Below are 13,508 nucleotides of genomic sequence, written 5' to 3'. Positions count from 1 at the left end.
GCGCGACGCACCGTACCGGTGCACCGCACGCGCGCGCCGCGCCGGACGAGAGGACTCCATGACCGACCTGTCCTGGCTCGGCCCCCGCATCGACGTCCGCCCGCTGTTCGCCGGGTGGCAGGCCGCGTTCGTCGGCCTGCTGCGCGAGCTGGACGGCTCCCCGTCCGGGGCGGACGGCTGGAACCGCGCCACCGCCTGCCCCGGGTGGTCGGTGCAGGACGTCGCGGCCCACGTGCTCGGCGACCACGTGGGCCGCCTCTCGATGGTCCGCGACGGGCACTGGCGGCTCCAGCCGGGGCCGGACGAGCCGTTCCCCCGGTTCATCGACCGGGTCAACGAGGAGTGGGTGACCGCGGCGCGGCGGATGAGCCCCCGCGTGCTCGTCGACCTGCTCGACCACGTCGGCGACGAGATCGTGGCGCACTGGCGCGGCGCGGACATCGACGCGCTCGGCGGCCCGGTCTCCTGGGCGGGTCCCGAGGAGCACCCGGTGTGGCTGGACGCGGCCCGCGACTTCACCGAGTACTGGACGCACCACCAGCAGATCCGCGACGCGCTGGGGCTGCCCGGCCTGGCCGAGCACGTCGGCGTCGTCCTCGACACGTTCATGCGCGCGCTCCCCCACACGATGCGCGCCGTGGACGCCCCCGCCGGGACGTCCCTCGCGTTCACCGTCACCGGTCACGGCACCTGGACCTGCGCGCGGACGGCCGAGCGGTGGGCGCTGCGCGACGACGCGGGGGCGCCGGACGCGCGGGTGGAGCTGGACGCCGACTCGGCGTGGCGGCTCTGCACGCGCGGGATCACCCCGGACGAGGCCGCCGGACGGGCCCGTACCGGCGGCCACCCCGCCCTCGTCTCCGCCGCGCTGTCAATCGTCTCCATCATCCGGTGACGCCGCGGCGGGTCAGCCCGACGCGCGGCGCTCGGCGACCCAGAGGGCGATCAGCGTGCGGGAGCGGACGTCGAGCTTGGCCATGATCTGCTCGATGTGGGCCTCGGCGGTGCCGGGGGCGATCACCAGCCGGGCGGCGATCTCGCCGTCGGTCAGGCCCTCGGCGACCAGCCGCGCGACCTCGGCCTCCCGCCGCGTCAGCGGCGCCCACGCGCCGTCGCGGTCGGGCGGCCGGACGCCGTTCGGCACCCGCGCCACCGCGGCGGCGGGACGGGTGACGCCGGTCTCCTCGGCGACGACCTCCTCGATCGGGCGGGCCGCGCCCTCCGCCGCGTACACCGCGAACACCTCGTCGCCGAGCGCGAGGCGGGCCTTGCCCTCGCAGCGTTCGCGCAGGGCGAGGAAGCCGCGCACGCCGAGATGGGGGCGGCTGACCGCGTCCCAGACGGTCCTGGCGGAGCCGAGCAGGCGCGCCGCGCGGCGGGCGTCGCCCAGGTCCATCGCGTACCAGGCGAGCGAGTCGACCAGGAACGCCATCCCGACCAGGTCGTGCGCGCCCGCCTGGAGCCGCATGCAGGTGCGGGAGTCGGCGGTCGCGGCGGCGGCGTCGCCCCGCATCCAGCGCGCGAGGCCCCGCGTGAACACGCAGTACGAGCTGAACCACCGCTCCCCGAGCCGCAGCCCCAGCCCGCGGCCCTCCTCGCAGACGGCGACGGCCCGGTCGACGTCGCCGGCCAGGAGGTGGGCGGACGCGAGCAGCGGGTAGGTCTGCATCAGCACGCCGCCCGCCGGGTACTCGCGCAGCACCGCCACGGCGCGTCCGAGGGACTCCAGCGCGGCCGGGGCGTCGGACGCGAAGAGGGCGAGCTGGCCGTCGAGGTTGTCGGCCCAGGCCCGCGGCTCCGCCGCGCCCAGCTCGTCCGCCAGCTCGCGCAGCTCCCGGGCGAACGGGCGGGCGGCGTCGAGGTCGGCTCCCCGGACCATGACGAGGACGGCGTACGCCCAGAGCGCCTCGGCCCGCGCGCGGGTGGGCCGCGGGGCGGCGGCGAGGACGCGGCCGAGCCAGTACCGGCCCTCGCAGGAGATGCCGTTGGTGATCCAGTACAGCCACGTCGAGCCCGCCATCCGCAGCGCGGACTCCTCCTCCCCCGGCGTGGCGAGGCCGTACTCCAGCGCGCGGGCGAGGTTGGCGTGCTCGGCGCGGAGCCGGTCGAGCCACCGGTACTGCGCGTCGGTCACGGTCAGCTCGGCGAACCGCTCGGTCAGCCGCAGGTACCAGTCGCGGTGCCTGCGCCGGACGAGGTCCCCCTCGCCGCTCTCGCGCAGGCGCTCGGCGCCGTGGCGGGCGAGGGTGTCGGGCACGCGGTAGCGATCGCCGCCCGGCTCCTTGCGGACGATGAACTTGTCGACGAGGCGCGACAGCGTCTCCAGGACGTTCAGCGGCGGCGCGGCGTCGTCCGCAGGCGGCGGGACGGCGCCGACCAGCGGGACGAGCCCGGGCTCGGGGACGGGGTCGGCGCCGACGTGCTCGGCGGCCTTGAGGTCGAAGTCGCCCGCGAACACCGACAGCCGCGCCCACAGCCTGCGCTCGTCGGGCGTGCACATCTCGTGGCTCCACGCGACGGCGGCCATCAGCGTCCGGTGCCGGCCCGGCCCGTCGCGCGCGCCGCCGGCCAGCCGGAACCGGTCGTCCAGGCCGTCCAGGACCTGCTCGGCCGACATCGCGCGCAGCCGCACGGCGGCCAGCTCGATCGCGAGCGGGATGCCCTCCAGCCTGCGGCACAGCTCGGCGACCACGCGGCGGTTGCCGTCGCCGACCGCGAACCCCGGCGACGCGGCGGCGGCCCGGTCGGCGAACAGCGCCAGCGCCTCGCGCCCCTCGCCCGCGCCGGGGTCCGCGCCCGGGTCCGCGCCCGGGTCCGCGCCGAGGGACGGGACGGGCAGCGGGGCGATCGGCACGACGTGCTCGCCGGTCGTGTCGAGGGCCTTGCGGCCGGTCGCCAGGATGCGCAGTCCGGGCGAGGCGGCCAGCAGGACGTTGACGAGGATCGCGCAGCCGTCGAGGAGGTGCTCGCAGTGGTCGAGGATGAGCAGCAGGCGCCTGCCCTCCAGGTATCCGGCGAGGGCGTCGAACGGGTCGCCGTCGGTCTGGTCGGGCGCGTGCAGCGCGGCGGCGACGGCGTGCGGGAGCATCTCGACGTCGTCGATCTCCGACAGGTCGATGAAGCGGACCCCGTCGGCGAACGACGCGCGCGCCCCGGCCGCGACGCGCACCGCGAGGCGGGTCTTGCCGACCCCGCCGACGCCGGTGAGCGTGACGAGGCGTCCGGTCGAGAGCAGTTCGCGGATCCGCGCGATCTCGGCACGGCGGCCGACGAACGTGGTCGATTCAGCGGGCAGCCTGCCCGTCCGCCGCTCCAGCGCGAGTTTCAATCTGGCCGCCCCAGCAGATCGTCTGTCGCGGCATTGTACCCATGCGAACACTCCCCGCAGCGACCGTTTTACGCCCGCCCGTAACCGCTCTGACGGCTTGACGGACGGCCCTTCGCGTGGTCGGCGTACGGAGCGCCACCCCGCGCGCACCGGCCGCGAGCGGCCCGGGACGCCCGCGCGCCGACGGCGATCGCCGCGAGCGGCGAAACCGTCCGGGACGGTCGGTGCGCGTGACCGTAACCCGCCGTCCGCACGGATCTGACCGCGCGCCCTGACAGCGCACGGTCGCCGTTCACCCGCCGGGTCCACCGTCGGGTCCGCCGTCCGGGGCGCGGCCCGCGACGGGGGTGACGTAGACGCGGCCGACCATGCCGTGCCCGGACTCGCGCAGCCGCCGTTCGACCCGTTCGGCCGCGTCCTCCACGGCGCCGGAGGCCGGGTCGCCCGCGAAGACGACGCGGGCCGCGACCAGCACCGTCCCCGGCCCGACGATGACGGCGAGGACGTCGGCGACGCCGCGGACGCCGGGCACGCCCGCGATCTCGTCGCGGAGCCGCGCGAGCGTCGCGGGCGGCACGCTCGGGGAGGTCACCAGGTCGCGGTTGGCGCGCAGCAGCACCACCGACAGCGCGATGAGCAGCGCCCCGATCAGGATGCTCGCCGCCGCGTCGAAGCGCCCGTCGCCGGTGAGCTGGTGCAGCGCGAGCCCGCCGATGGCGATCAGCGCGCCGAGGACGCCGGCGATGTTGTCGAGGAACAGCGTCCGCACGGCCGGGTCGCTGGTCGCGGCGAACTGCTCCCCCGCCGAGCGTCCCCGCGCCGCGCCCTGCGCCCGCAGCGCCCTGACCGCCTCGAACGTGGTGTAGGCGTCCATCAGGGCGATGACGGCGAGCACGACGTAGCCGAGCAGGTACGACTGGCCCGCCTCGCCCGACCCCCAGGCGGTCACGCCCTCCCTGAGGGCCGCGCCACCGCCGCCGACGAAGATCCCGATCGCGGCGAACAGCGACCAGTAGAACGCCTCCTGCCCGTACCCGAGCGGGTGCGCGTCGTCCGGCGGGCGGCCCGCCCGCACCACCCCGACGAGCAGGAACGCCTGCACGCCGAGGTCGGCCAGGGCATGCATCGCCTCGGCGAACAGCGACGCCGACCCGGTCGCCGCGCTGAGCGCGCCGAGCACGCCCGTCTGCACGGCGACGACGGCCATCGTCACGACGATGCCGCGCCGCCCGCTCGCCGCCGCGGCGCTCACGGCGCGCCGCACCCCCGGCCCCGATCGACGATCTTCATCGCCGGAACGGTTACCGCCGCGCGGCCCGCCGAAACCTGCCCGGCGGCGGAACGTCCCAGGTCAGGCAGAGTCTCCCGCCGCTTTAGAGCGGGTTGTCGCGCATGTCTGATTCAACGCGTTCGGCGGCCTTGCGGGCGGCGATGAGGACCGGGTCCCAGACCGGGGAGAACGGCGGCGCGTAGCCGAGGTCCAGCCCGGTCATCTCCTCCACCGTCATGCGGTTCCACAGGGCGATGGCGAGGCCGTCCACGCGCTTGGCGGCGCCCTCCTCGCCCACGATCTGCCCGCCGAGCAGCCGCCCGGACCGGCGCTCGACGACGAGCTTGGTCTTCATCGTGGTCGCGCCGGGGTGGTAGCCCGCGCGCGTGGTCGACTCGACCACGGCGCTCAGCGTCGCGAACCCCGCGGCGGCGGCCTCCGCCTCGTTCAGGCCGGTGCGGGCGACCTCGACGTGGCAGATCTTGGAGATCGCCGTCCCGACGACGCCGGGGAACGTCGCGTACCCGCCGCCGAGGTTGATCCCCGCGACGCGGCCCTGCTTGTTGGCGTGCGTGCCGAGCGCGATCGCGACGGGCGCGCCGGAGACGAGGTGGCGGGTCTCGACGCAGTCGCCGGCGGCCCAGACCCGTTCGGCGCGGGTGCGCATCCGGCGGTCGGTGACGATGCCGCCGGTCGGGCCGGTCTCGATCCCGGCCCGGCGGGCCAGCCCGCTGTCGGGCTTCACGCCGAGCCCGAGGATCACCAGGTCGGCGGGCAGGGTCCGGGCGGACGTGCGGACGGCCGTGACCGCGCCCTTCTCCGTGTCGAACCCCTCGACGCGCTCGCCGAGGTGCAGGCCGACGCCGATGCCGCGCATCGCGTCCGCGACGAGCCGTCCCATGTCGGGGTCGAGCGTGCGCATCGGCTGCTCGGCGCCGTCCACCAGCGACACCTCGATGCCGCGCGTGACCAGCGCCTCGGCCATCTCCAGCCCGATGTAGCCGCCGCCGACCACGACCGCCCGGCGGGGGCCGCGCTCCTCCACCAGGCGCCGGATCGCGATGCCGTCGTCCAGCGTCTGCACGCCGTGGACGCCGTCGGCGTCCGCGCCGGGCAGCCGCGGGCGGGCGGGCGCCGCACCGGTCGCGATCATGAGCTGGTCGTAGCCCTCCCAGCGTTCGGCGCCGCCGTCCACGTCGCGGACCCGGACCCGGCCGGCGCGGGTGTCGATCTCGACGGCCTCCGTGCGGGTCCGCACGTCGATGCGGCGTTCGCGGAACTCGGCGGGCGTCCGCGCGATGAGCTCCTCCGCGTCCCCGACGACGCCGCCGACGTAGTACGGGATGCCGCAGGCGGAGTAGGAGGTGAAGCGGCCGCGTTCGAGGACCACGATCTCCAGCTCGTCCGGCCCGCGCCGCCGGCGCGCCTGCGACGCGGCGCTCATCCCGGCCGCGTCGCCGCCGATGACCAGCAGCCGTTCGCGCGTGTGGTCGCCCATCGCCTCGCCCTCCGGGGGTGGTCGGGTGCGTGCTCCGATGATCGTTCAGCAGCGTACTCGGACGTCAGAGCCGGTAGACGCGGCGGGCGTTGCCGGACGCGGCGAGGCCCGCGACGCGCAGCGCGTCGCGTCGCGTCCAGGCCCCCTGCTCGGCGCCGGACGCCAGCAGCCGCGCGAGCCCGCGCCGGAACAGCACCGCGCCCAGGTGGTAGAACTCCGCGAGCCCGTACGCGTCGGAGGAGTACAGCACCTTGCCGAACGGCGCCAGCTCCAGCAGCTCGGCGATCAGCGCGGGCGCGCGGTGGCCGAGGTTGTGGGTGGCGAGCCCGGCGTCCACGAACACGTTCGGGAAGACCTGCGCGAGGTACCCGGCGTGCCGGTGGAACGGGTAGTTGTGCAGCAGCAGGACGGGCGTGCCCGTCGGGGCGAGCGCGCGCAGCAGGTCCGTGAGCAGCAGCGGGTCGCCGCGCCGCAGGTCGGCGTCCGCGTCGCCGTACCCGACGTGGAACTGGACGGGCAGGCCGAGGTCGGCGGCCGTCCACACGAGGAAGCGGTGCAGCACCTCGTCGGCGACGCGGGGCGGCGCGTCCCGGCCCTGCGCGTCGGCTCCGGCGCCGGCTCCGGCGCCGGCTCCGCGCAGGAGCCGCCCGGCCGCCGCCTCGACCTCCGCGCCGGTCGGCCGTTCGCCCGCCAGCTCCAGCCCGGCCCGGTACGCGGCGATGGACTTCGCCCCGACGACGCCCGGGGCGCGGGCGCGGTCGGCGAGCCGTGCCCGTACCTCCCCGGCGAACGCGGCGGCCCCGGTCCCGGCCGCGGCGACGTCCTCGGCGAGGCGTTCCAGGCGGACGATCTCGTACGCGTCCGCTCCGGCCAGCCGTCCCAGCTCGGCGGGGTCGAGGAGGGGCTCGGGGGTGTGGCCGGTGTCCACGCAGAGGGCGTCCAGCCCGGCGGCGGCGAGGAAGCGCCGGTTGACCTCGTCCGGGCCCAGCTCCGTCCTGCGCGCGAGGTAGTCGGCGGGCTCGGCGTGCGGCTCCAGGTCCAGCACGGGCGCGCACCAGCGCCGCACGGCGAACCCCGTCTGGGTGTCGAACAGGCTCCCGCCGAGCGTCCCGTGCGGCGCGCCCGCCTCCGTGAGCAGCCCCTCGAACGCGTCCCGGTCGAGCGCGCGGCGCGGCACGCCGTGGCAGTGGTGGTCGATCAACCGCAGCGACTCCAGCTCGTGCAGCATCGTTCCTCCGTGAAACGGGCGGCCGGTCTTCCTACGATGCCCTGGACGGGCCGCGCCCGCCGGTCCGCCTCCCCGAGTTCCGCCGATCCCCGACCAGGAGCGCCACCGTGACCGAGACCGAACGCCCCGCCGCAGGCGGCCCGCGTCCCCTGACCGCGGACGACCGCGAGCGCCTCGGCGCCCGCGCCGCCGAGCGCGCCGCCGAGCTGGCCGCGGACGGCGTCGTCGCGGTGGCTCTGACCTGGGTGGACGTCGGCGGCATCGCCCGGACCAAGGCCGTCCCGGTGCAGCGCCTCGAACACGCGGCGGCCTGGGGCGTCGGCATGTCGCCGGTCTTCGACACCTACCTGCTGGACGACTCGATGGTGGCGCGCGAGCACGTCGGCGGCCCGGTCGGCGACCTGCGCCTGCACCCCGACGTGGACCGGATCGTCCCGCTCGCCGCGCTGCCCGGCTGGGCCCTCGCGCCCGCCGACCGCTACGCGCAGGACGGGTCCGTGCACCCGCTCGACGCGCGCGCCGTGCTGCGCCGGGAGGTGGCGAGGCTCGCGTCGCAGGGCTGGTCGGCGCGGGCCGCGTTCGAGGTCGAGTGGGTCGTGTCGGACGGCGACGGGCCGGGCTTCACGCCCGCGTGCAACGGCCCCGCCTACGGCATGACCCGGATCACCGAGCTGGCCGAGTACCTGCGCGAGCTGCTCAAGGCGTTCGCGGCGTCGGGCGTGGCGGTCGAGCAGATCCATCCCGAGTACGCGGCCGGGCAGTACGAGGTCTCGGTCGCGGCGGAGGACCCGGTCGGCGCGGCCGACACCACCGTGCTCGTCCGCGAGACGATCCGCGCGGTCTCCCTCGACCACGGCCTCGTCGCGTCGTTCTCGCCGAAGGTCGAGGCCGACTCGGTCGGCAACGGCGGGCACGTGCACCTCAGCCTGTGGCGGGACGACCCGGCCGAGGGCCCGGTCAACGCGATGTCCGGCGGGAACGGCCCGTACGGCATGAGCGCGGCGGGCGAGGCGTTCGCGGCGGGCATCCTGGTACGGCTGCCCGCGCTGCTCGCGGTCGGCGCGCCGACGGTGGCGAGCTACCTGCGGCTCGTCCCGTCCCACTGGGCGGGCGCGTTCGCCTGCTGGGGGCTGGAGAACCGCGAGGCCGCCCTGCGGTTCGTCACCGGCGCGCAGGGCGAGCGGGCCAGAGCGGCGAACCTGGAGATCAAGCCGTTCGACGCCGCCGCGAACCCGTACCTGGCGCTCGCGGCGGTCCTCGCGGCGGGCCGCTACGGGATCGGCTCGGAGTTCCTGCTCCCCGACCCGGTCGAGGTGGATCCCGCGTCGCTGAGCCCGCTGGAGCGGATCGAGCGGGGCATCGACCCGCTGCCGTCCTCGCTGGAGGAGGCGGTCGCCGCGTTCGCGAGCGATCCGGTGCTCACCGAGGCGCTCGGCGAAGCGGTGGTCGACACCGTGCGCTCCGTCCGGCACGGCGAGATCGACCTGCTGGAGGACGCGACGCCGGAGCAGATCGCCGAGGCCACCCGCTGGCGCCACTGACCCGCCGGGCGCGGACGGGCGCGCGGGCGCGCGGGCGCGGACGGGCGCGCGGGCGCGGACGGGCGCGCGGGGCAGCCGTGCGGGCGGCGGTGCGGGCTCAGGGCGGCGGCGGCGCGTGCGGGCTCCGCGGGGACGGGTGCGGGCCCGCCGCGACGACCGCGGCCGGACCGTACGGCTGGACGCGGACCTGCATCTCGCCGCACGCGCAGCGGGTGTAGGTCACCACGCCCTCGGAGGTGAGGTGGCGCGACAGCACCTCGTAGACCTCCGCCTGGGGCCAACCGCAACCTGGGCAATCCTCCACGGTCCATCCCGTCGTTCGGGCCAGCGGTAAGGGTTGAAGTTAAGATGTCATTTACAGCATGGCACGCGAGCCGGAGCCGGGGCAATGCAGACGATCGGGTACAAGAGCAAGGGCGTGGCCGCGGCCGTGGCCCTCGTCAACGCCGTGACCAGCGCGGACGGCGACGACAGCGAGGAGGCGCTGCGGGCGATCCTGCGCGACAACGAGTACTTCTGGCAGCAGTTCGAGCCGTCCGACGCCGGGGCGCTGCGCGAGTGGGGCCGCACCCTGCGCTCGTTCTTCGAGTCCACCGACCTCGCCGAGGCCGCCGCTCTCCTGAACGACCTGATGCTGGCGATCCCGATGCACCCGCACATCGCCAACCACGAGCCGCACGGCGTCCACATGCACTACGCGCCGCCGTCGGCGCGGCTTCCCGACCGGATACGCGCGAGCACGCTGATGAAGCTCTCCGAGCTGGTCTGCCAGCACGGCCTGTCCCGTACCGGCGTCTGCGCCGCCGACGGCTGCGACCGCGTCTACGCCGACGTGTCGCGGGCCGGGCGGCGCCGGTTCTGCTCGGAGTCGTGCGCCAACCGCACCAACGTGGCCGCCTTCCGCGCCCGCCGCCGGGCCGTCCCGCCCGCCTGACCCGCGCCCCGGACGCCCGCCAGCCCGGCTGTGGCGGGCGTCCGGAGCGGGCGTCCGGGGCGAGCGTCCGTGACGGGCGTCGGGGGCGGGACGCGTCAGGCGGCTTCGGCGGACTCGGCGCGCGCGCCCTGCGGGAGTTCCGGGCCCCTCGGCGGGATCGCGTCGGCGCGCGCGGGGTCGATGCCGTCGAGGCGGCCGGACGCCGCGGCTCCGGCGAGATCGACCATGGAGAGGTACGCCGTCCGGACCTGGAAACGCTGCCGTGCGGGCGGCAGGTCGCTCAGCTCGACCAGCAGGGAGGCGCTCCCCCGCAGTCCGTAGGCGTTGCGCGCGATCCCCTGGTACGAGCCGCCCGGGTACTGCGACACGACGGCGCCCGCCCGGGTGAACGCGCCGTTCACCCGCACCGCGACCTGCCTGGAGCGCTTGAGCGCGCCGGCGGGCACGCCCTGCGCGGTCGGCCACTGGATGGACGTGGTGATCTCACGCCCGTCCGGCGGCGGGAACGCGTACCGCCCCTGCATGTGGTAATCGACCATGACCGAGGGGCGGAAGCGGGCGTAGGCGCGCTCGACGGCCGCCGCCTCCGGGACCGGGTTGTCCTCGGGCCGCACGGCCGGGTCGTGGTAGCGGTTGATGTCGTAGCCCTTGCCCTTCTCGCCGTACTCGGGATCGGCGTCCGGGTCGTAGTTGTAGCGCCACCGGTGCTCATGCCCGTCGGGGTTGGCGCGCACGACGATGCCCAGCGTGACCTTCGAGCGGAGCCGCCGGACGTCGCGCCCGTCGCCGACGCCGAGCGTGCGCAGCGCCTGGAGGGCCGACTCGGTGCCGAGCGGCTCGTCGCCGTGCTGCTGCGTCACGTACATCAGGCGCTTCGGGCCCGTGCCGAGCGTGGCGAACCACAGCGGACGCCCCTCGTTGCTCGTCCCGATGCTGCGGACCTTGACGCGGCCGTGCCCGGCCCGCTCGATGCGCCGCAGTTCCCGCGCGAGCTCGGCGTTGCTGTGCAGCCGCACGCCCTTGCCCGGGGCCGCGGAAGGGACGACGCGGCGGGACGCGACGCGGGGGAGGCGGGAGCGGCGGGGGCGGCGGCCAGCGCGCCGGCGGCCGGTGCGAGCGAGGCGGCCATGGCGACGGACGCGACGGCGGCGGTACGGGAGAGGGACGGCTTCACCTGGATGCCTCCAGCGGCGACGGCGGGCACGCCCCCGCCCGGCCCGCGTGATCATCTGCTGCGGACGCTATCCGATCGGAACGGCCGATCCAAGACCTTCCACCCGGATGCGCCCCTCACCCCGTTCTTTGCGCGAACGCACCCCCTTTTGCTGGAGATTTGCCTGGCTTCGACGTGCCCTTCTGACTCGACCGGATTCACTGGGGGAAGTGTCCGACCGAGCACCGATCGCCGCCCGGCCGGGGCCGCCATGATCCCGGTGTTCTCGCGGGCGGGGCGGGCCCCGCGCTCGCCGCTGCACCTGACCACGGAGGTCCGGTCGACGGCGTACCGCATCACGCGGCTGACGCTCACCGCCGTCGCCTCGTACGTGCTCGCGCTCGCGCTGCTGCCGAAGGGCATCCCGCCGCCGCTGCTGGCGCCGCTGACCGCGCTGCTGGTCGTCCAGCACTCGGTGTACCAGACCATCAGGATGAGCGTCCACCGCGTCGCGTCCGTGACGTCCGGCGTGCTGCTCGCCGTGCTGTTCGCGAGCACGATCGGCTTCACCTGGTGGACGCTCGGCCTGACGATCCTCGCGGCGCTGACCACCGGCTACGCGCTGCACCTGGGCGACCAGGTCCTGGAGGTGCCGATCAGCGCGATGCTGATCTTCGCGCTGGGCGCGTCCAGCGGGTGGGCGGCGGCGGACCGGGTGCTGGAGACGCTGATCGGCGCGGGCACCGGCCTGGTCGCGACGTTCCTCGTCCCGTCCGTACGGGTGCGTCCGGCGGCCGAGGCGGTCACGGACCTGTCCGGACGGCTGTCGGCGCTCGTCGGCGGGATGAGCAGCGACCTGACCCGCGCGCCCGCGCGCGGCGAGGCGGCCCGCTGGCTGGACGAGGCCAACCGCCTCAACCGCGACCTCAGCCGTACCGACCGGGAACTGGGCGACGCCGAGGACAGCGTCCGCCTCAACCCGCGCGCCCGCGACCTCATCGACGCCGGAGTCGCGCTCCGGAACGGCGTGGAGACGATGGAGCACTTCACGCTCTCCCTGCGCGGCCTCACCCGCAGCCTCGCCGACGACGAGCGCTTCGCCGAAGAGGTGCCGGAGGCCGACCGCGAAGAGGAGGAGTCGTCCGGCGAGCGCGAACCGTCCGAGGAGCGCGAGCCATCCGGCGGAGAGGAACCGTCCAGCGGAGGGCGGCCGGAGGACGCGCCGCGACAGGACCGGGGGGCGGTGCCACGCCAGGAACGGCGCGGCGCGGCCCAGGAGGACGGCGACGGCTCGCCGCGCGAAGGCGCGGAGGACTCACCGCACGAAGACGGCGACGAAGACGAGGACGTCTGGCAGCGGCGCGTCGCGGAGCTCCTGGACAGCGCCCGCCACGGCACCGTCCACACCAACGGCAAGCGCGTCCAGATCGGCGGCGACGGCGGCGGCGACGGCGGGCGCGCCGCGAACGCGCGGGGCGACGGGCCCGGCAGCGATGACGCCCGCCGCGGCGGAACGGGACCCGACGGGCTCGACGGCGCAGGACCCGACGGGCTCGGCGGCGCAGGACCCGACGGGCTCGGCGGCGCCACGGCGAGCTGGGCGGGACGGAACCCGGACGAGTCGTCCGCCTCGGAGGGGAGCTGGGGCGGCGCGGGGGACGCCGACCGTCCGGCCCCGGAGATGGCGGCGCGGCGGCTGCTGACCGACGAGGGCGTACGGCACCAGCTCGCCGAGACCCTGGAGGAGATCGCCTCCTGCATGACCGCCTACGGCGGCTGGTCCGCTCCGACCTCAAGCGGGGGTCGGAACGTCCCATCGACGCGGAACGGGAGCTGGAGCAGCACGTGGGCGCCGCGCGGGAGCGCCGCGACCTCCTGGTCGGCGTCCTGCGGCACCGCGCGGCGGAGGGCGACCGCTGGCCGCTGTACGGGGAGATCCTCATGGACCTGGACCGGCTCATCGACCATCTGCGGGTCGAGCACCGCGCGCGTGCGCGGGAGGAGTGGCAGCAGCAGCGCGGCGCGGCCGCGCGTCATCTGCCCGAACGCCCCGCGCGGGTCGTCCGCCAGGCGGGCTACCAGTTGCGCCGCGCCGCGGCCGCCGCCGAACGCAGCGCACGGGCGACCGATGTCAAGACGATCCCCTACAAGTTCCGCTAGACCACGCGACCGACTCCCCGGCGGACGCGCCGTTCGGACACCGCGGGAAGGGAAACCGTCCGGCGCGCCGCCGGGTGGGAGGGCGGCGCGCCGGACGGGCGGGGGTCAGCGGAAGGTCGGGCGGAGGACGTCGATCCCGCGGGTGTTGTCGGCGACGTAGACGTAGCGGCCGTGCCAGTACGGCTGCCAGGAGGCGGCGTCGGCGGGGCGGTAGTACGCGAGCTGCCTGGGGTTGGTCGGGTCGCGGACGTCCAGGAAGCGCGTCCCCTGCGAGTAGAACGACTGGACGAGGACGCCGTCGCGGACGTCGAAGTAGTGGGCCGAGCAGTCCTTGCTCCGGTCGGAGCCGCTCATGTCGGAGCCCTCCTTGCCCGCGACCCCCCACGTGGCGATGGT

11 protein-coding genes are annotated in these 13,508 nt (G+C 75.9%); 4 read left to right on the top strand and 7 right to left on the bottom strand.

From position 1 onward, the window contains the following. The first annotated feature begins 58 nt into the window (after positions 1-58). Positions 59-895, top strand: coding sequence for a maleylpyruvate isomerase family mycothiol-dependent enzyme (locus tag GEV43_RS35515; RefSeq protein WP_160825158.1), 837 nt, complete (start codon positions 59-61; stop codon positions 893-895). Positions 896-907: 12 nt separating this feature from the next. Here the strand turns inward: GEV43_RS35515 and GEV43_RS35510 are convergent, their stop codons facing one another. From GEV43_RS35510 to GEV43_RS35495, 4 genes are all read right to left on the bottom strand, one after another. Continuing rightward, on the bottom strand, positions 908-3,328 hold the full coding sequence (locus GEV43_RS35510; RefSeq protein WP_160825157.1) for a LuxR C-terminal-related transcriptional regulator: 2,421 nt from the start codon (positions 3,326-3,328) through the stop codon (positions 908-910). Positions 3,329-3,620: 292 nt separating this feature from the next. Further along, positions 3,621-4,580 carry a cation diffusion facilitator family transporter gene (locus GEV43_RS35505; protein WP_160825156.1) on the bottom strand — a complete coding sequence of 320 codons (960 nt, stop codon included), beginning with the start codon at positions 4,578-4,580 and terminating at the stop codon, positions 3,621-3,623. A gap of 121 nt (positions 4,581-4,701) precedes the next feature. Next, the gene (locus GEV43_RS35500) at positions 4,702-6,096 is read right to left on the bottom strand and encodes an FAD-dependent oxidoreductase (protein ID WP_160825155.1); all 1,395 of its coding nucleotides are present in this window, start codon (positions 6,094-6,096) and stop codon (positions 4,702-4,704) included. A 64-nt stretch (positions 6,097-6,160) separates the two neighbouring features. Next, the gene (locus GEV43_RS35495) at positions 6,161-7,324 is read right to left on the bottom strand and encodes an amidohydrolase family protein (protein ID WP_160825154.1); all 1,164 of its coding nucleotides are present in this window, start codon (positions 7,322-7,324) and stop codon (positions 6,161-6,163) included. 107 nt (positions 7,325-7,431) lie between these two features. On the opposite strand from GEV43_RS35495, the gene GEV43_RS35490 reads away from it, so the two are divergent. Beyond that, the gene (locus GEV43_RS35490) at positions 7,432-8,865 is read left to right on the top strand and encodes a glutamine synthetase family protein (protein ID WP_309240106.1); all 1,434 of its coding nucleotides are present in this window, start codon (positions 7,432-7,434) and stop codon (positions 8,863-8,865) included. Positions 8,866-8,962: 97 nt separating this feature from the next. Here the strand turns inward: GEV43_RS35490 and GEV43_RS47070 are convergent, their stop codons facing one another. Continuing rightward, on the bottom strand, positions 8,963-9,121 hold the full coding sequence (locus tag GEV43_RS47070; RefSeq protein ID WP_164717252.1) for a hypothetical protein: 159 nt from the start codon (positions 9,119-9,121) through the stop codon (positions 8,963-8,965). 132 nt (positions 9,122-9,253) lie between these two features. Here GEV43_RS47070 and GEV43_RS51995 point away from each other — a divergent pair, with 132 nt between their 5' ends. Next, a complete protein-coding gene (locus GEV43_RS51995; RefSeq protein WP_160825153.1) occupies positions 9,254-9,799 on the top strand; it encodes a CGNR zinc finger domain-containing protein in 546 nt (181 codons plus the stop codon). 95 nt (positions 9,800-9,894) lie between these two features. Here the strand turns inward: GEV43_RS51995 and GEV43_RS35480 are convergent, their stop codons facing one another. Beyond that, complete coding sequence (locus GEV43_RS35480; RefSeq protein WP_375539120.1) at positions 9,895-10,815, bottom strand: M14 family zinc carboxypeptidase; 921 nt, start codon at positions 10,813-10,815, stop codon at positions 9,895-9,897. A gap of 408 nt (positions 10,816-11,223) precedes the next feature. Between GEV43_RS35480 and GEV43_RS51990 the strand changes: the two genes are divergently transcribed. Then, on the top strand, positions 11,224-13,272 hold the full coding sequence (locus tag GEV43_RS51990; protein ID WP_241684154.1) for an aromatic acid exporter family protein: 2,049 nt from the start codon (positions 11,224-11,226) through the stop codon (positions 13,270-13,272). Here GEV43_RS51990 and GEV43_RS35470 read toward each other — a convergent pair. Then, entirely contained in the window at positions 13,218-13,466 is a 249-nt protein-coding gene (locus GEV43_RS35470; RefSeq protein WP_160825152.1) for a hypothetical protein, read from the bottom strand. The two genes, GEV43_RS51990 and GEV43_RS35470, sit on opposite strands and share 55 nt — an antisense overlap. Positions 13,467-13,508 lie beyond the last annotated feature (42 nt).

Source organism: Actinomadura sp. J1-007 (genome assembly GCF_009793335.1).
GTDB classification, from domain to species: domain Bacteria; phylum Actinomycetota; class Actinomycetes; order Streptosporangiales; family Streptosporangiaceae; genus Spirillospora; species Spirillospora yumaensis.
This window is presented reverse-complemented; position numbering and strand designations above follow the sequence as displayed.